Source organism: Corynebacterium sp., assembly GCF_052107835.1.
Classification (GTDB): domain Bacteria; phylum Actinomycetota; class Actinomycetes; order Mycobacteriales; family Mycobacteriaceae; genus Corynebacterium.
The window spans coordinates 52520-69159 of sequence record NZ_JBQEDF010000006.1 but is presented as its reverse complement, the minus strand read 5'-3'; the positions used below and the strand labels follow the sequence as shown (position 1 = coordinate 69159).

Below are 16640 nucleotides of genomic sequence, written 5' to 3'. Positions count from 1 at the left end.
CGGGTTATCCCCCGGGGTCGGGGTCAGGCTGGGGTGTGGATGGGGTGAATCCGGCGAGTTCGGCGACGTCGCGGTCGCTCATTGCCTTGAATCTTGCCAGGGGTCCGTCGGCGTGGGTGGTGTGGGTGTCGCCGTCGGGCCCGGTCCAGTGGATGGTGAATCCGCCGTCATCGGTGTAGCAGCTCCAGGTCTTGTCGGTTTTGCCGGCGTGGTGGGCTCTGCACAGTTTCTGCCCGTTGGTCACCGCCGTCGGCCCGTTGCTTGTCGGGTCGGTGTGCGGCGAGTTGACGATGTGGTCGTTGTCGCACTGGGCTGCGGGCACGGTGCAGGACGGGAACCGGCAGTGCCCGTCGCGGCCGTCGAGGTAGAGCTGCTGGGTGAAGCTGAAGCGGTAGCCGGCGGCATCGGGGATGTCGGCGGGATCGGTGGGCAGCTGTTTGACGGTGTCGGCGACGGATTCGAGACGGTCGGCGGAGTTGGTGTCGATCCAGCCGACGCTGGGCAGGTAGCCGGCCCCGGTGCCGTGGATGCCGTCGAGGCTGGCACGGTAGAGGTTGACCCGGATGTGCATGGTCTCGGCGGTGTCGCCGAGCAGTTCGAGCAGGACCTGGGCTTTGATCTGTGATGGGCTCGGCAGTCCAGGCAGTTCGGCGGTGGTGTGCTCGTCGAGGAGGTCGCGATCGCGGCGCAGCCCGGCGAGCCGGGCGCGGGCTTTGCTCTCAAGGGCGTCGGCGATCGCTGCACTGCTGGTCTCGGAGCCGACGGTGAGGATGTAGTTGCGTCCGCGGCGGTGCAGTGTGGCGGAGTCGGCTTCGGCGTCGGCGGTGTCATCGGCGAGATCCGGGGCGAGGTCGATGATCGCGGCGTCGACACGGTCGCGCAGGGCGGGCAGGGGAACCGGGGTGGGGCTCGTGGCGAGCCAGTCGGTGATCGCGTCGGCGACGGTGACGTCGAGATCGGCGCGGACCTGCTCGACAGCCTTTGCGGGCACGGTCGTCAACTGGCGGTTGATGCGGCCCCAGATGGTGTCGAGGTGGTCGGCGGTGACGGTTCCGGTGTCGGCGAGGGTGGTGAACAGCTCTGGCATGCGCAGGGATAGTTCGGCTGCGTGTGCGAATTTTATGGCGTCGGTTCTGGTGCGTGCGCGTAGTGCCAGTGCGCGGGAGGTCCGGGCGTTGTCGGGCAGGGTGGCGAGGTAGGAGATGATGACGAGTTCGCCGTTGTTGAGCAGGTTCTGGACGTCGGTGATGGTGTGTTGTGGTGGGTGTGTGGTGGTGGTCATGGCCCCGAGCGTCCCCTTATGTCGTGTTCGTTGGACAAAGTATATACGACGGCACGGACACGGTCAACCACATGTTCGAATACAGGAACGTCAACGAGGCGGGGACTAGTGTTGGCGTCATGGGACAGTTGCTCATTGACCGCGCGTACAACGTCCGGGGAGCCGGAGAGGACGACGGCGCAGCGTACTTCCTCGTCGACCGTCTCTGGCCCCGCGGAGTGAAGAAGGAGGACCTGCCGTTGGACGGCTGGCCGAAAGAGCTCACCCCGTCCGCCAAACTGCGGAAGGAGTTACACGCGGAGGCGCTGACGTGGCGTCAGTTCACCGGGAGGTACCGGGAGGAACTCGATGGGCGCCTCGCGTCTGGGGAGCTGGACCACGCACTGGCGGAGATCCGGGACAAACTCGCCGTCGGCGACGTCGTCCTCCTCTTCGCGGGCAAGGACACGGAGCGCACCCATGCGAGGGTTCTGCGGGAATGGTTGGACGAAGCTGACTGACCTTCGGCCGAATGTCCATGTACGCTTTGATACATGTGTATCAAGCGAGACGGGCTACCCCACGCGGGGATCATTCTGGCCGTCGCGTGTATCGCCCAGCTCATCGTCATCCTCGACGCGTCCGTGGTGAACGTCGCACTTCCGGAGATTCGCCGGGACCTCGGACTCGGCGACACGGCTTCGGCCTGGGTGGTCACCGGCTACGCTGTCGGTTTCGCGGGGGTACTCCTGGTCGCAGCACGCTCGGTGGACATTGTCGGGGTCGGGCGCATCCTCGTCGCCGGTACGGCGGTATTCACCCTCGCCAGTGTCGCTGCGGGGATCGCCACCGGTCCTGAAATGCTCCTCGGCGCCCGCGTCGTCCAGGGCCTCGCGGCTGCAGTCGTTTCGCCGGCCACATTCACCATGATCACACTGGCGTTCCCGGAGGGACGTGCCCGCACGCGGGCGATCACGGTGTGGACGGCGGTGAGTGTTGCAGGCGGAGGGGCGGGAACTGTTCTCGGCGGTCTACTCACCGGGGCATGGTCCTGGCGACTCGTCTTCCTCATCAACATCCCCGTCGGACTCGTCGTGCTCGGCGGCCTCGCGCTTCTCGTCCGTGTCGTCCCGTTGTGGAGGGGTTCATCGGCGGCCGCGAGAATCGATGTCCTGTCCGCGGTGTGCTCGGCGGTGATGATCGGTGGGGTCGTTTACCTCCTCACCGACATCCCATCGCTTACCCCGGGCGGGGTTTCCACCGGGATAGCGTCAGTCCTGGCCGCCGTGGTCCTCCTCAGACGGCAGGCCATCTCGAACGATCCACTCATACCCGTTGACCTCCTCCGCCGGCGGCCCGTGGCGCTGGGCAATGTTGCCACTTTCCTCTCGGCGTGCTGTCTGCAGTCTGCGATCTGGTACGTCCTGACGTTCCGTATTCAGGACGATCTGGCCTACTCGCCGACGGAGACCGGCCTGTTGTTCCTTCCCCTGACCCTGAGTATGACTGCGACGAATCTTCTGCTGGTGCCCCCACTTGTGGAGGGGATAGGCAACCGGCTGACAGTTCTTGCAGGGACATCGGTCGCGGTGGGAGGACTGGTGTGGCTGGCTATGGCCCCGGAAGCGGTGGTGTGGCCCACCCTCCTGGTGGGTGCCGGAGGTGGACTCGTGGGTGCGCCGCTGGCGTACATCGTCACCGAAGACGTTCCCCCAGGACAGCAGGGTGCGGCATCCGGGATGATGAACACCTCGAAACAGTTCGGTGGCGCGGTCGGTGTCGCCGGATCCGCCCTCACGTCCGCCCCAGGGGCCTTCCTCCTCATGGCTGCGGCGATGGCCACCGCGGCGGCGCTGACGCTGGCATCCCGACCAGGAAGGGACCTCACCACCGCCGCAGCAGATCCGCGGCCACACTGACCGCGATCGTCGCCGGGTGGCTCCCTGCCAGCTCAGGGATGCCGATCGGGCACTGGATGGAGCTGACAGCCTCATCGGTGAGGCCGGCGTCCGACAGCTTCGACCGGAACCGCGACCACTTCGCCGATGACCCGATCAGTCCCACCGACCCGAGGTCGTCCCGGGCCAGCGCCGCCATGCACAGGTGCAGGTCCTCGGCGTGGTCATGGGTCATGATCAGCACGTGCGTCCCGGCGGGCAGTGCGTCGACGACCTCCTCGGGCACCATCGAATGCTGCGTCCGCACCGTCGCGACGGCGCCAGCCCCAGCGACCGCGTCCGACACTGCCGCCACCTGTTCCGGCCGGGAGTCGCAGAACCACAGGTCGGCGTCCTGCCTGGACAGGATCCTGGCGAGTTCCAGGCCCACGTGGCCGCATCCGAACACCGCCACCGCCGGCGGCACGGGCAGGGGTTCGAGCATCACCGTCACCTCTCCGCCGCAGCACTGGCGGCCGTGGTCGTAGGGAACGCGGTCATTGAGCGCGAACTCCATCATCTCCGGGGCATCGCGGGACGCCCCGAGCATCTCCCGGGCCCGTTCGACGGCACCCGCCTCGAGATTGCCACCGCCGACCGACCCATGGATTGCATCACCGCTCACGAGCATCTTCGCCCCCGCCTCCCGAGGCGCGTGGCCCCGGCGTGCAATGAGGGTGACCAGGACCGCGGGTGTGCGGGACGCGCGCAGAGCCGAGGCGTCCGACAGCCAGCTCACGGCGCCACCCCTGCGGGTGCGGCGGCACGCACCCGCCCGACCGCCCAGTACACCGCCTCCGGGGTGGCGGGGGAGGGCAGGTCAACGACGGGGGAACCACCGTCGTCCGAGAAGGCGGCAACGGCCTGGCGCAGTGCCTCGCGCACCGAGAACGCCAGCATCAGTGGGGGTTCACCGACAGCCTTCGACCCGTACACCGCCCCCTCCTCGTGTGCCTTGTCCAGCAGCTCCACGTTGAACACCCCGGGCAACTCCGACAGGGAGGGCAGTTTGTACGTCGATGCGCCGGACGTCGACAACCGGCCTGACCCGCGGTCACCGGGGTGCGAACCATCGTCCCAGCGCAGGTCCTCCAGCGTCAGCCATCCGACGCCCTGCACGAAACCGCCCTCGATCTGGCCGATGTCGATCAACGGGGACAGCGAGTCGCCGACGTCGTGCACGATGTCCACCCGCCGGACCTCGTAGGACCCGTCGAAGCGGCTGACCTCGACCTCCGAGGCGGCGACGCCGTAGGCGAAGTACTTGAACGGTTCGCCCTGCATGACCGAGGAGTCCCAGTGCAGGCCCTCGGTGCGGTAGAAGCCGGACGCGGACAGCTGGACGCGCTGCATGTAGGCGTCCGCCACGACCGACTCCCACGACAGGTCGTCCGGAACCCCCAGGGCGGACACCCGGCCGCGGGAGAAGCGGACGTCCGACGGGTTCACGCCCAACTTCGAGGCGGCGACCACCCGCAGACGCGCAATGATCTGGTCGCAGGCGTCCTTCACCGCCCCGCCGTTGAGGTCCGCCCCGGAACTCGCCGCGGTCGCCGAGGTGTTCGGCACCTTGTCGGTGCGTGTCGGGGACTGCCGGACCAGGGACAACGGCACACCCAGGGACGTGGCGGCGACCTGCATCATCTTCATGTGCAGGCCCTGGCCCATCTCCGTGCCGCCGTGGTTGATCAGCACGGACCCGTCCTTGTACACCAGTACCAGTGCCCCACCCTGGTTGAAGGCGGTGAGGTTGAAGGAGATGCCGAACTTGATCGGGGTCAGCGCCAGCGCCCGGCGGCGCGACGGGTGGGACGCGTTGAACAGGGCGATCTCGGTTTCACGGGCCTCCACGTCGGCGTGGGAGAGGAGCTGGGACCAGGCGGCCTCGAGCCGCTCCGGGTGTCGGACGGGCATGTCGTAGGGGGTGCGCTGCCCCTCCGAGTAGAAGTTGCGCCGGCGCACCTCACGGGCAGGAAGTCCGAGGTGCTGCGCGATGCGGCCCAGGATGTCCTCGATGACGAGCATCCCCTGCGGCCCGCCGAAACCGCGGAAGGCGGTCTGGGACGTCCTGTGGCACTGCGCGATACGCCCGTGGCACGCCACGTCCGGGATCCAGTAGGCGTTGTCGATGTGGCACATCGCGCGGGCCAGCACCGGCTCGGACAGGTCCAGCGACCAGCCACCGTCGGCGGTGATCGTGGTGTCCAGGGCCGTGAGCAGGCCTTCGTCGGTGAAGCCGACGGTCCAGGTGGAGTGGAAGCCGTGGCGCTTGCCCGTCATCGTCATGTCCTGCGGGCGCGTCAGACGCACCCTCACAGGACGGCCGGTCAGTACCGCACCCAGTGCGCCGACGGCGGCGTAGCCGTGCGGCTGCATCTCCTTGCCGCCGAATCCTCCGCCCATCCGCAGGGACTGCACGGTGACCTCGTGGGCGGGTACACCGAGGACGTGGCTGACGATGTCCTGGGTTTCGGTGGGGTGCTGGGTGGAGCAGTGCACCATGATCTGGCCGTTCTCGTCCACGGTTGCCAGGGACGCCTGCGTCTCCAGGTAGAAGTGCTCCTGGCCGGCGAACTCGAACGTGCCCTCGAGGGTGTTCGGCGCCGCGGTCAGGGCGGTGGCGGCGTCCCCGCGCAGCATCGTGGGCCGGGCACCGTGGAAACTGCCGGCCTCGATGGCGTCGGTGAGGGTCAGGACCGCATCCATCTGTTCGTACTCCACGACGACGGCTTCCGCACCCAGGCGGGCGGCCTCCAGCGAACTCCCGAGGACCCAGCACACCGCCTGGCCGTGAAACATGACCTCGTCGGTGGGGAACAGGGGTTCGTCGTGCTTGGTTCCGGCGTCGTTGACCCCGGGGACGTCCGTGGCGGTCAGGACGCGCACCACGCCGGGCACGTCGTACGCGGCTGCGGTTTCCAGCGAGACGATGCGGGCGTGCGCGTGCGGGGACTGCACCGGGTGGGCGTGGAGGATCCCGGGGTGCCGGTTAACCAGGTCGTCGGTGTACAGGGCGGCACCTGTGACGTGCAGGGACGCCGATTCGTGCGGGTGGGTCTCGCCGACGACCGGGTCGGCCGGACGCTGCGACAGGGTACTCATGACTGCACCTCCGCGAAGAACCGCTCCAGTGAGGTCCCCAGCATCGCCGAGCGGTAGGCGGAACTGGCCCGGTGGTCGGACATCGGGGTGCCCTCGGTCCGCAGGACGCCGGCCGCCTGCTCGATGGTCGTGGCCGTCCACGGCTCGCCCTCCAGGGCGTTCTCCGTGGCACGTGCCCGGACCGGTGTGGCGGCAACGCCACCCAGCCCGATCCTGGCCCTGGAGACCAGGCCGTCCTGCACCTCGACGGCGATGCCGACGGCGACCGAGGAGATATCGTCGAAACGCCGCTTGGCGATCTTGTGGAACGCCGTCAGCGGGGACAGCGGCAACGGGATCCGGACCCGGGTGATCAGTTCGTCCGGACGGCGCACGGACTGCCGGTAGCCGGTGAAGTACCCGTCCAGGGGCACCTCGCGTTCGCCGTCCGCGGAGGTCAGCACCAGTGACGCCTCCAGCGCCAGTAGTGCGGGCGGGGTGTCGCCGATGGGCGATCCGGTGCCGAGGTTGCCGCCGATCGTGGCACCGTTGCGGATCAGGCGGGAGGCGAACTGGGGCAGCAGCTGGCCCAGCAGGGGGACGCGCCCGCCCGCCTCCCGCTCGATCTCGGTGAGCGTCTGTGCCGCACCGATGTCCACGTGCGTGTCCGTCCACCGGATGCCACGCAGTTCCTCCAGCCGGTCGATGGCGATCACGTTGTCCGGGCGTGCACCCTTCAGGTTCACACCTACCCCGTGGTCTGTGGAACCGGCGACGACGGTGGTGGACGGGTCGTCCTGCAGGATCTCCAGGGCCTCCGCGAGGGAGGCGGGCCGCCGGAAGCGGGCGTCCCCCGTCCGCACATCGGTGTGGACGGGCCCGGGTGCCGGCTGCTGCAGCCGGGCGGCGCGGTCGTCGGTCGCGTCCGGGGTGCCGAGGGCGAGCGCGGCGTCCCTGATCGGACGGTAGCCGGTGCAGCGGCACAGGTTCCCGGAGAGGGAATGCAGGTCGAAGGGCTCGTCTGATTCGGGACGGTAGTACTCCGAGGCCATCGAGCAGATGAAGCCCGGGGTGCAGTAGCCGCACTGGGAGCCACCGCGGACCGCCATCTCGTGCTGGACCGGGTGCAGGTCCTGCGGGGTGCCGAGGCCCTCGGCGGTGATGACCTCCTGGCCGTCGAGCGCGGCCGCCGGAACCAGGCAGGCGTTGACCGGCACCCAACGGGTCCGGTCCCCGTCGGGGCGCGCGACCATGATCGCGCAGGCCCCGCACTCGCCTTCGGCGCAACCTTCCTTGCAGGCTGTGAGGCCGCTGTCCCGCAGTGCGTCCAGGGCATTGGTGTGTACCCCGGTGCTGCCGGGGCTTCCGGTCCGGAGAGTCACTCCGTTGACCGTCATCGTCGTACTGTCTGTGTGTGCTGTAGTCACGTGTGGATCTCCCGGTGACTCACGGTGGGCAGGTCGCCTGGGTCCGGGCACCCCGGGTGCGGTCTGTTGTCCGTTCACGGGGTCGTATAGCAACCGTGTGCCCACCTGTTGCCTGCACAGATTATTGCACCCCGGGGTTTCGTGCATGTTTCAGTTGACTGTGCCGGGGTGTTCCGGCCACGGATGCTTCGGGTAGCGGCCGCGCATGTCGGCACGGACCTGCGCGTATGCCCCGTCCCAGAAGCCTCCGAGGTCATCGGTGACGGCGACGGGACGCTGCGCCGGCGACAGCAGCTGGAACTGGATGCGGCGTCCGGCGATCTCCGGCGAGGAGTGCAGGCCGAAGCAGTCCTGCAGTTTCGTGGCGACGACCGCTGGCGCATCCGGACCGGCACCGGGTTCCGGGTAGCGGATCCGGACGGTCCGCCCCGACGGCAGCTCCAGGGACTCCGGTGCATACCCGTCGATCGGCCGGTCCCAGGGGACGAGTCCGCGCAGCAGCCCCGCCAGGTCGGGGCGCCGTCCTGCGGCGAGATCGGGGAGGACGAAATCGAGGAGCTGCCCGGAGTGCCGGACGTCCGCCACGTCCGGGTAGCCCTCGACGCCCCGGTTGTGCAGGTACTGGATTCGTCTGCGCAGGTCCGAGGCGTTCCGTGACCATTCGAGCACGTCCAGCCCGTGCCGTTCCAGTCCCCCGCGGACGGCGGACTCCCGCGTGGCGGCGGGCACGTCCTTCACCGAGACCGGGGTGGACGCCAGCTCGATCGCGCTGAGGGCCCGCACGCGCCGCGCCCGGAGTTTCCCGGACGGACCGCCGGGATTCCATGTGCAGACCACCTCGTCGGTGAGCAGTGGGTCGGCGGCTTCGAGAGCCAGTGATTCAGTCAGCGGCACGGCCGAGCGGATGACCGCACCGGTGCCGTCGGTGGACCGGCTCCCCGCCCCGGCGAGGTCGGCGACGGCGATCCACCGGGTATCACGCGGGCCGTTCCACACCGCACCCGTCCCTGAGGCGGTGAGGAAGCGTTCGCTGCCGGAGTCGCCGACGCGGCGGGCGATGAGTCCGGGGAATGAGCAGGCCAGCGTGTACGCGACAGCATCGGTGCCGGTGAGGTCCGGGGAACCCGGGGCCCCGTCAAGGAGCCGCCGGAATCGACGGACCACCGGGTCCTTGTCCGGTGCCAGCGTCCGCGGCGGGTCGTCCAGGGACCCTGAACCTCCGTCGAGGGCGGCCAGGACCTTCGCGACGGTGGACGCGTCCACCCGTTCCGCGGCGGTCAGGCCGCCCCGGGCGAGCCGGGGGTCGGCGGGGATCCGGGCCAGGCGGCGCCCGTAGTCCGTCGCGGCACCGGACACGTCCACCGCGCCGATGCCGAGCAGTGTGTTCTCCGCGGCTGTCGCAGTGGCGGCCGGGAACGGGTCGGGTAAAGGAAGGTCGGTGGCCCGCGGGGAACCCCAGCAGGCTGCGTCGAGCATCGCCGCGGTCAGGTCACTGGTCAGCACTGCGGGCGGTGCCACAGCAGGGGCCTTCGCGTACTGCTCGGCGGTGATGCAGCGGTACACGGTTCCCGGGCCCTCGCGTCCGGCACGTCCAGCGCGCTGTGTCATGGATGCCTGGCTCGCGGTCTCGGTGACCAGCACCGACATGCCGCGGGACGTGTCGCGCCGGGAGATCCGTGCCAGGCAGGCGTCCACGACCACCCGGACACCGGGCACGGTCAGCGAGGACTCGGCGACGTCGGTGGACACGACCACGCGGCGACCGCCGGAGGAGTGCCCGCGCACGATCCGGGACTGTTCCCCGGGCGACAGCCGCCCGTGCAGGGCCGAGGCGTGGATCCCGTCCCCGGCCAGTGCGGATGCGATCTGCTCTGTACCGCGGATGGTGGGTACGAAGGCGAGGACGTCGCCGGTGGTCTCCCGGAGCGCCGTGCGAATTGTTGCGGTGACCAGGTCCTCGACCGCAGAGCGGGACCGCCGGTCGCGGTTGACCATGGAGGTGGCGGAGTCCGCGTAGTGGATGTCGAGCGGGTGGATGGGGGAGGGGACGTCCACCAGCGGGGCGGGGCCGGAGTCCCCTCCGAGGAGGTCCGCGAACCTGGCGGCGTCCAGTGTGGCGGACATCGCCACGACCGCCAGATCGTCCCGTAGTTCGCGGAGCTGGGCGAGCATGCCGAAGACCAGGTCGGACTCCAGGTGGCGCTCGTGCACCTCGTCGATGACGACCGCGGACACCCCGTCCAGGTCGGGGTCGGCGAGCAGACGACGAAGCAGGACGCCCGGGGTGACCATCTCGATCACGGTCCCCCTGGTGGTCTTCCGGTCGCCGCGGACGGTGTAGCCGATCTCCCCGCCGAGGTCGCTGCCGCGCAGTTCTGCGATGCGGGCGGCGGAGGAGCGTGCGGCGACCCGGCGTGGCTGGGTGACGACCACCTTCCCGTCACTGTCGGTGGTACGGACATGTTCCAGCACGTACTGCGGTGCGAGTGTGGTCTTGCCCGTGCCGGGAGGGGCCTGCACGACGGCCGCACCACGGGTACGCAGGGCAGTCAGCAGGTCATCGCGTCCTGCGGCGAAGGGGAGGTCATGCACCTGTACCAGGGTAGTGGCTCAGGTGGAGATCAGGAACAGGGCCATGAGCGCGGCGATGGCCAGGGTGAACGTGCCGATTGCCAGGGAGACTCTCAGTATCGTTCGTCCGCGGGGTGTGGCCCGTCTCTGCGTGAGCGAAATGAGAATGGCCGTGACCGCGAGTGGGATTCCGACAGTGATCTTCGGAATGATGAAGAAAAGCGACAAGAGGGCCGCGGTCAATGCGATGATCGGCCACCAGTCTCGCTTCGCCCTGGTGGGCGATGCGGAAATCGCTGCGGTGGCGGTGGACATGGTCATTCCTCCGGAAGCGAGTGTAGTTCGATGGCAAGGTCTGGCTTCCACATTTTCATAAGATACTTATCATCACGATGCCTCGACCAGTATCTACTCCACCCGCATGTTCCGGGAGCGCACCGTGCTGAAGGAGTACACGAGATACACGGCGACGAAGCATGCCCCGAAGGTCAGTGCGGTTGTCATGTAGTTGAACGCACCCTCGGTGTTGTTCGTGGACAGCTCACCGAGATGGGCGAGGTAGACATTGTTCATGCCCGCGATGGCATTGATGATCGTCGCGATGAGGAGGAGGATCTGGATGGTGACGAGGTAGGTGCTCAGCGGTGGTGCCGCGTACTCCCGGCGTTGACCCAGGGGCTCCGGCTCCTCCCAGACCGGATTCACCAGGCGGGGACGCGAACGTGTGACGAGCATGAAGAACACGATGATCGACCCGACGATCGGTATCAGCCCGTAGAACGCGCAGGGGCCCGGCAGCCCCGCGTCGTGCAGGCGCCGCCAGAGCAATGCCAATGAGGGGATCAGTACCACCAGGGAGAAGGAACTGGACGTGATGTCGAATACCGTCGTCGCCGCAGAGTGCAGGGCCTCGGAACGGTCGGAGGGTGAATCACTGTCGAAGTACTGCAGCACCACGTCCCGGAGAAGACCGAAGGCGACCGTGATCAGGACGCCCGCCAGTACCACCCACCAGAACTCGCGTCGGGAGGACCGTCCCTTGAAGCGGGCCCACCGGGTGAAGAATCTCTTGACGGCACGGGGGAGTGAGGCTGAGTAGTCGGGGTGGGCGAGTGAGGGTTCCACCGGTTGTCTTTCGTAGGAGAGTGTTTCCCCAAGGTTTTCATGTGGGTCAGCGAGGCGGCAAGGAAGGCCGTGGTCCCGCGGAGACAGGACCCACACCCCGTGGGGGTGGCGGCAGAGTCAGTTGACCACGGGCACCGTCTCGGGGTCGGACAGGTAGCGTTCGCGCGAATCGTCCAGCTCCTGCAGCCACGGGGTGTGGTGCACGGTAGCGGCGGTGCCGGTCATCACCGAGCGGTACGGCTGGTCCCGGTAGGTGAGGATGTCGGTCTTCTTGTCCTTCTTCCACGCCAGGAAGATCCGCACGACCTCGTCCAGGTCGAACATCGGGTAGTCGGTGGCCTCGATGAGGTCTCGGATGTAGTCCGCCTGGAAGGTCACGGCCGCTTCGTCGTCGGCGATGGCGTCGTGGCGGGTGGTCCACCGTTCGATGTCGGCGGCACGGGCCTCACGGTCAGGCAGTTCCGCGCGTCCCAGGATCAGGTCGCGGATGTACCAGGCCTGGGCGTCGAACATGTTGAACGTGAACCACTGGTCCTGGGAACCCAGGTAGTAGACCTTCGGGTTGTCCTGCCAGACGGTGCCGCGGTACAGGCCCGCCGGGTAGAGGTTGTTCGGGGAGTCGATGCTCAGGTCACTGGGCAGGAACGGGTAATGGTGCAGGTACCCGGTGCACAGGATGACCGTGTCGAAGTCGCGGACCGAGCCGTCGGAGAAAGTGACGGTCCTGCCGCTGAAGTGGTCGATGACCGGGAGCTCCTCCATGCCATCGGGCCAGGCGAAGCCCTGGGGTTGCGACCGGTAGCTCATGGTCACCGATGCCGCGCCCATCTTGTGGGACTGCACACCGATGTCCTCGGCGGAGTAGGAGCCACCGATCAGCAGGACGTTCTTGCCTTCGAGCCGCTCAGCACCACGGAACTCGTGGGCGTGGATGATCTCGCCGGGGAACCGGCCGATGCCGTCGAAGTCCGGGACGTTCGGGAAGCTGAAATGCCCGGTGGACACGATGACGTGGTCGACTGTTTCGGTGTGGGTCGCCCGCGCCCGCAGGTCCTCGACGGTGAGGGTGAAATTGTCGGTGTCCCCGTGGTACTCGACCCAGCGCACGGCATGGGCGAAATGCACCTTGTCCTTCACACCGGACTGGGACGCGCGGCCGTCGATGTAGTCCCACAGAACCTCACGCGGCGGGTAGGACGAGATCGGCCGGCCGAAGTGCTCGTCGAAGGTGTACTCGGCGAACTCGAGGGCCTCCTTCGGGCCGTTGGACCAGAGATTGCGGTACATCGAGGAGGGGACGGGCTCGCCGTAGTGGTCGGTGCCGGTGCGCCAGGAGTAGTTCCACTGCCCGCCCCAGTCGTCCTGCTTCTCGTAGCAGACGATGTCGGGGACCCGCGCGCCCTGGCGCTCCGCCGCTTCGAATGCCCTGAGCGCCGCCATTCCACTGGGCCCTGCTCCGATGATCGCGATTCTCTGTTTTCCTTGCACTCCATCCTTCCCACCCCGAAGAATTTCTCCAGGATGAATAAGCTGAACGATATCCGACGGGTAAGTTCCATCCGTGGCCAGGCCAGGTTCAGCCGGGATCCGTCGGCGCGGCGTCCGGGACGGGGCTAGAGTGGTTCCACATGAGCCTGAAGGAGAAAGCTGTCGCACTCGCCGGCAGGATCACCGATGCGTTACCGATCGGAAATGGTCTGGACCAGCGTGGACTCGCCCCTGTGGGGTGGTGGGAGCACGGGAACGCCGTGCAACGTCTGCAGGACAGTTTCGACGCCGTCCCGTCCGGGAAGCGCGTCCGGCTGGCGAAGAAGACCTCGAACCTCTTCCGCGGTCGCTCCGGTGAGGCCGTCGGCCTGGATGTGTCAGGACTGCACGGGGTGGTCGCCGTGGACCCGGTCAACGGCACCGCCGACGTGCAGGGCATGTGCACCTACGAGGATCTGGTGGACGTCCTGCTGCCCTTCGGCCTGGCTCCCACCGTCGTCCCCCAACTGAAGACCATCACCCTGGGCGGGGCGGTGACCGGCATGGGCGTGGAATCCAGCAGTTTCCGCAACGGACTGCCGCATGAGGCAGTCGAAGAGATGGACGTGCTCACCGGCACCGGGGAACTCGTGACCTGCTCGCCGACACGGAACGAGGACCTCTACCGGGGGTTCCCGAACTCCTACGGGTCGCTCGGCTACGCGGTGCGGCTGAGGATACGCTGCGAGCAGGTCAAGCCCTACGTGATCCTGCGGCATGTGCGCTTCAATGACGTGGACAGCCTCACGGACACCCTGGCGGAGGTCTCGGAGAGCAAGGAGTACGACGGAGAGCAGGTCGACTACCTCGACGGTGTGGTCTTCAGCCTGGACGAGGGCTACCTGGTGCTCGGGCGGCAGACCGATGAACCCGGCCCCACCAGTGACTACACCCGGGACAAGATCTACTACCGTTCGCTGCAGCACCCGGAGGGAATCCTGCATGACCGGCTGACCATCCGCGACTACCTGTGGCGCTGGGACATCGACTGGTTCTGGTGCAACCGGGCCTTCGGCGCGCAGAACCCCACAATCCGGACCCTGTGGCCGCGTGACCTGCTGCGCTCCAGCTTCTACTGGAAGATCATCGGCTGGGACCGCAAGTACGACATCGGCGACCGTCTCGAGGCCCGCAAGGGGCTGCCGGCCCGTGAACGTGTGGTGCAGGACATCGAGGTCACCCCGGACAACCTGCCGGAGTTCCTCACCTGGTTCTTCACCCACTGTGAGATCGAGCCGGTCTGGCTGTGCCCCATCCGGCTGGCTGACGAGAGTGCCGACCCGACCTCCACCCCCTGGCCGCTGTACCCGCTCACCCCGGCGACGACCTGGGTCAACGTGGGCTTCTGGAGTTCGGTGCCGGTCGACCTGATGGGTCCCGACGCCGGTCCCGGGGCTTTCAACCGGGAGATCGAGCGGGTCGTCTCCGGTCTGGGCGGGCACAAGTCGCTGTACTCCGAGGCGTTCTACACCCCCGAGGAGTTCGCTGCACTCTACGGTGGGGACCATCCGCAGCAGCTCAAGGAGATCTACGATCCGGACGGCCGGTTCCCCGGGTTGTACGAGAAGACGGTCACCGGCACCTGACGGCCGCTGACGGTATCTGACGGCACAGGAAAGACAGAGGACAGAGGAGAGACATGAGCAAGAGTGGGGCCGCGGGTTTCACACCGCTGACGGTGGGGCAGATCGTGGACAAGGTCATTGCCCCGCCGTCACCGTTCCGGGTGACCGCCTTCGACGGGTCGTCCAGCGGACCGGATGACGCAGAAACCACACTGGAGGTCACATCGCCGGACGCGCTGGCCTACATCGTCACCGCCCCCGGCGACCTTGGGCTGGCGCGTGCGTACATCACCGGCAGCCTGCGCGTCAGTGGTGACCACCCCGGGCACCCCTACCTGGTCTTCGACCACCTGCAGCACCTCTACGACCAGGTCCGCCGCCCGTCGGCCGGCGACCTCGCGGTGATCCTGCGGTCGCTGAAGGCCATGGGTGCGTTCCGTTTTCAGCCAGCACCGGCGCAGGAGACCCTGCCCGGGTGGAAGCGCGCGCTGCTGGAGGGGGTCTCGCGGCACTCCAAGGAACGTGACAAGGAGGTCGTGAGCCGCCACTACGATGTCGGCAACGACTTCTACGAACTCTTCCTCGGCGATTCCATGGCCTACACCTGCGCCTACTACCCGCAGGACGGGGCCGGTGACGTCACCGGCGTTGACGGCGGATGGAACCACCACAACTGGGAGAAGGGTGCGGACGTCAACGCACCGCTCACCGCGGCCCAGGAGAACAAACACCGGCTGGTCTTCGACAAGCTCCGCCTGAGCCCCGGCGACCGGCTGCTCGACGTCGGCTGCGGGTGGGGTGGCATGGTCCGCTACGCCGCACGCCAGGGTGTCAGGGCCATCGGGGTGACCCTGTCGCGGGAACAGTACGAGTGGGGCAGGGCCAAGATCGAGGAGGAGGGTCTGCAGGATCTCGCCGAGGTCCGCTGCATGGACTACCGGGACGTCCCCGAGTCCGACTTCGACGCGGTCAGTGCCATCGGGATCCTGGAGCACATCGGCGTGCCGAACTACCAGGACTACTTCACCCGTCTGTACGCGAAGCTGCGCCCCGGCGGACGGATGCTGAACCACTGCATCACCCGCCCCCACAACCGGAAGACGAAGACCGGCCAGTTCATCGACCGCTACATCTTCCCCGACGGCGAACTCACCGGGTCGGGGCGGATCATCACGATCATGCAGGACACCGGTTTCGACGTGGTCCACGAGGAGAACCTGCGCCCCCACTATCAGCGCACCCTGCACGACTGGTGCGAACTCCTCGCCATGAACTGGGACGAGGCCGTCCCGCTGGTCGGCGAGGAGACCGCGCGTCTCTTCGGTCTGTACATGGCCGGATCGGAGTGGGGGTTCGAGCACAATGTGATCCAACTGCACCAGGTTCTCGGCGTGAAAACGCAGGAGGGGGGCCAAACCGGGGTGCCGGTTCGCCAATGGTGGCGGTCCTGACGGTAATCTTCTCGGCGTAGCTTCACCATGAAGTTCGTGGATTGCACGTTGACGAAGGAGACGTCGGAAGAATGCGGACCCGCCTGAAAGCGCTGCCGCTGGCGGTGGCCTGTGTGCCACTGCTGGCCCTGGGTGCCTGCACCATCGGGGATCCGGAGGCTCCGCAGGGGGTTGAGGGGCAGGACACCGTCGGTGCCCCCGCCGAGTCCCCCGCGGATCAGGACGCCCCGCGGGACGACCCCGTGCCGGAGGGATCCGACGCCCCGTCCGGGGACGCCGACCCGGAGGACGGGGAGCCGGGCGTGCCCGCCGACACTGACCCGGATGCACCGGGGACGCTGGGCCTGGCCGTGGGGGACTGCGTGGCCGACGTCGACGCCCTCGGCAACGCCGACGACGTCGACCCCGCCGACTGCGGTGACCCGCATGTCGGCGAGGTCTACGCGCAGGCCGACATCACCGGCAAGTCCCTGTTCCCCGGTAACGAGCCGCTGGGCCAAGAGGCCGGCGCGATCTGCGGTGGCGACGGTTTCACGGACTACGTCGGTCTGGACTTCGCCGAGTCGTCCCTGGACGTCATCACGATGATGCCGTCGAAGGAGAGCTGGGCGCAGGGCGACAGGACGGTGACCTGCGTGCTCACCGATCCGGGTGCCGACGAGATCGACGGCACCCTGGAGCAGAGCCTCCGCTGA

General features: G+C 67.8%; 13 protein-coding genes. 5 read left to right on the top strand and 8 right to left on the bottom strand.

Features of this window, described 5'->3' with window-relative positions:
- Window positions 1-4: 4 nt before the first annotated feature.
- Entirely contained in the window at window positions 5-1282 is a 1278-nt protein-coding gene (locus ACTIL2_RS02770) for an HNH endonuclease signature motif containing protein (protein ID WP_442335925.1), read from the bottom strand.
- A 119-nt stretch (window positions 1283-1401) separates the two neighbouring features.
- Here ACTIL2_RS02770 and ACTIL2_RS02765 point away from each other — a divergent pair, with 119 nt between their 5' ends.
- Together ACTIL2_RS02765 and ACTIL2_RS02760 are read left to right on the top strand one after the other, a co-directional pair.
- Window positions 1402-1782, top strand: a complete 381-nt coding sequence (locus ACTIL2_RS02765; protein WP_442335924.1) for a DUF488 domain-containing protein — start codon at window positions 1402-1404, stop codon at window positions 1780-1782.
- A gap of 33 nt (window positions 1783-1815) precedes the next feature.
- Window positions 1816-3180, top strand: a complete 1365-nt coding sequence (locus tag ACTIL2_RS02760) for an MFS transporter (RefSeq protein ID WP_442335923.1) — start codon at window positions 1816-1818, stop codon at window positions 3178-3180.
- Here ACTIL2_RS02760 and xdhC read toward each other — a convergent pair.
- The 7 genes from xdhC to ACTIL2_RS02725 all read right to left on the bottom strand — a co-directional run bounded on the left by xdhC (window position 3146) and on the right by ACTIL2_RS02725 (window position 12890).
- Window positions 3146-3937 carry a xanthine dehydrogenase accessory protein XdhC gene (xdhC, locus tag ACTIL2_RS02755; protein WP_442335922.1) on the bottom strand — a complete coding sequence of 264 codons (792 nt, stop codon included), beginning with the start codon at window positions 3935-3937 and terminating at the stop codon, window positions 3146-3148. The genes ACTIL2_RS02760 and xdhC overlap by 35 nt on opposite strands.
- Window positions 3934-6300, bottom strand: a complete 2367-nt coding sequence (gene xdhB / locus ACTIL2_RS02750) for a xanthine dehydrogenase molybdopterin binding subunit (protein WP_442335921.1) — start codon at window positions 6298-6300, stop codon at window positions 3934-3936. The genes xdhC and xdhB overlap by 4 nt, the downstream gene beginning before the upstream one ends.
- Window positions 6297-7706 carry a xanthine dehydrogenase small subunit gene (locus ACTIL2_RS02745; RefSeq protein ID WP_442335920.1) on the bottom strand — a complete coding sequence of 470 codons (1410 nt, stop codon included), beginning with the start codon at window positions 7704-7706 and terminating at the stop codon, window positions 6297-6299. The genes xdhB and ACTIL2_RS02745 overlap by 4 nt, the downstream gene beginning before the upstream one ends.
- 150 nt (window positions 7707-7856) lie before the next feature.
- Window positions 7857-10298: an ATP-dependent RNA helicase gene (locus ACTIL2_RS02740; protein WP_442335919.1), complete on the bottom strand. Its 2442-nt coding sequence runs from the start codon at window positions 10296-10298 to the stop codon at window positions 7857-7859.
- An 18-nt stretch (window positions 10299-10316) separates the two neighbouring features.
- Window positions 10317-10592, bottom strand: coding sequence for a hypothetical protein (locus ACTIL2_RS02735; RefSeq protein WP_442335918.1), 276 nt, complete (start codon window positions 10590-10592; stop codon window positions 10317-10319).
- 93 nt (window positions 10593-10685) lie between these two features.
- Window positions 10686-11402 (bottom strand): DUF805 domain-containing protein, encoded by a 717-nt coding sequence (locus ACTIL2_RS02730; protein WP_442335917.1) that lies wholly within the window; start codon window positions 11400-11402, stop codon window positions 10686-10688.
- Window positions 11403-11519: 117 nt separating this feature from the next.
- Complete coding sequence (locus ACTIL2_RS02725) at window positions 11520-12890, bottom strand: NAD(P)-binding domain-containing protein (RefSeq protein ID WP_442335916.1); 1371 nt, start codon at window positions 12888-12890, stop codon at window positions 11520-11522.
- A 140-nt stretch (window positions 12891-13030) separates the two neighbouring features.
- Between ACTIL2_RS02725 and ACTIL2_RS02720 the strand changes: the two genes are divergently transcribed.
- From ACTIL2_RS02720 to ACTIL2_RS02710, 3 genes are all read left to right on the top strand, one after another.
- Window positions 13031-14515, top strand: coding sequence for an FAD-binding oxidoreductase (locus ACTIL2_RS02720; protein WP_442335915.1), 1485 nt, complete (start codon window positions 13031-13033; stop codon window positions 14513-14515).
- A 53-nt stretch (window positions 14516-14568) separates the two neighbouring features.
- A complete protein-coding gene (locus ACTIL2_RS02715) occupies window positions 14569-15945 on the top strand; it encodes a class I SAM-dependent methyltransferase (RefSeq protein WP_442335914.1) in 1377 nt (458 codons plus the stop codon).
- Window positions 15946-16016: 71 nt separating this feature from the next.
- The gene (locus tag ACTIL2_RS02710; protein ID WP_442335913.1) at window positions 16017-16640 is read left to right on the top strand and encodes a septum formation family protein; all 624 of its coding nucleotides are present in this window, start codon (window positions 16017-16019) and stop codon (window positions 16638-16640) included.

Coding starts and splice junctions, on each gene's coding strand:
- ACTIL2_RS02770 (WP_442335925.1), bottom strand. CDS start 1,282: ATGACCACCACCACACACCCACCACAACACACCATCACCGACGTCCAG.
- ACTIL2_RS02765 (WP_442335924.1), top strand. CDS start 1,402: ATGGGACAGTTGCTCATTGACCGCGCGTACAACGTCCGGGGAGCCGGA.
- ACTIL2_RS02760 (WP_442335923.1), top strand. CDS start 1,816: ATGTGTATCAAGCGAGACGGGCTACCCCACGCGGGGATCATTCTGGCC.
- xdhB (WP_442335921.1), bottom strand. CDS start 6,300: ATGAGTACCCTGTCGCAGCGTCCGGCCGACCCGGTCGTCGGCGAGACC.
- ACTIL2_RS02735 (WP_442335918.1), bottom strand. CDS start 10,592: ATGTCCACCGCCACCGCAGCGATTTCCGCATCGCCCACCAGGGCGAAG.
- ACTIL2_RS02720 (WP_442335915.1), top strand. CDS start 13,031: ATGAGCCTGAAGGAGAAAGCTGTCGCACTCGCCGGCAGGATCACCGAT.
- ACTIL2_RS02715 (WP_442335914.1), top strand. CDS start 14,569: ATGAGCAAGAGTGGGGCCGCGGGTTTCACACCGCTGACGGTGGGGCAG.
- ACTIL2_RS02710 (WP_442335913.1), top strand. CDS start 16,017: ATGCGGACCCGCCTGAAAGCGCTGCCGCTGGCGGTGGCCTGTGTGCCA.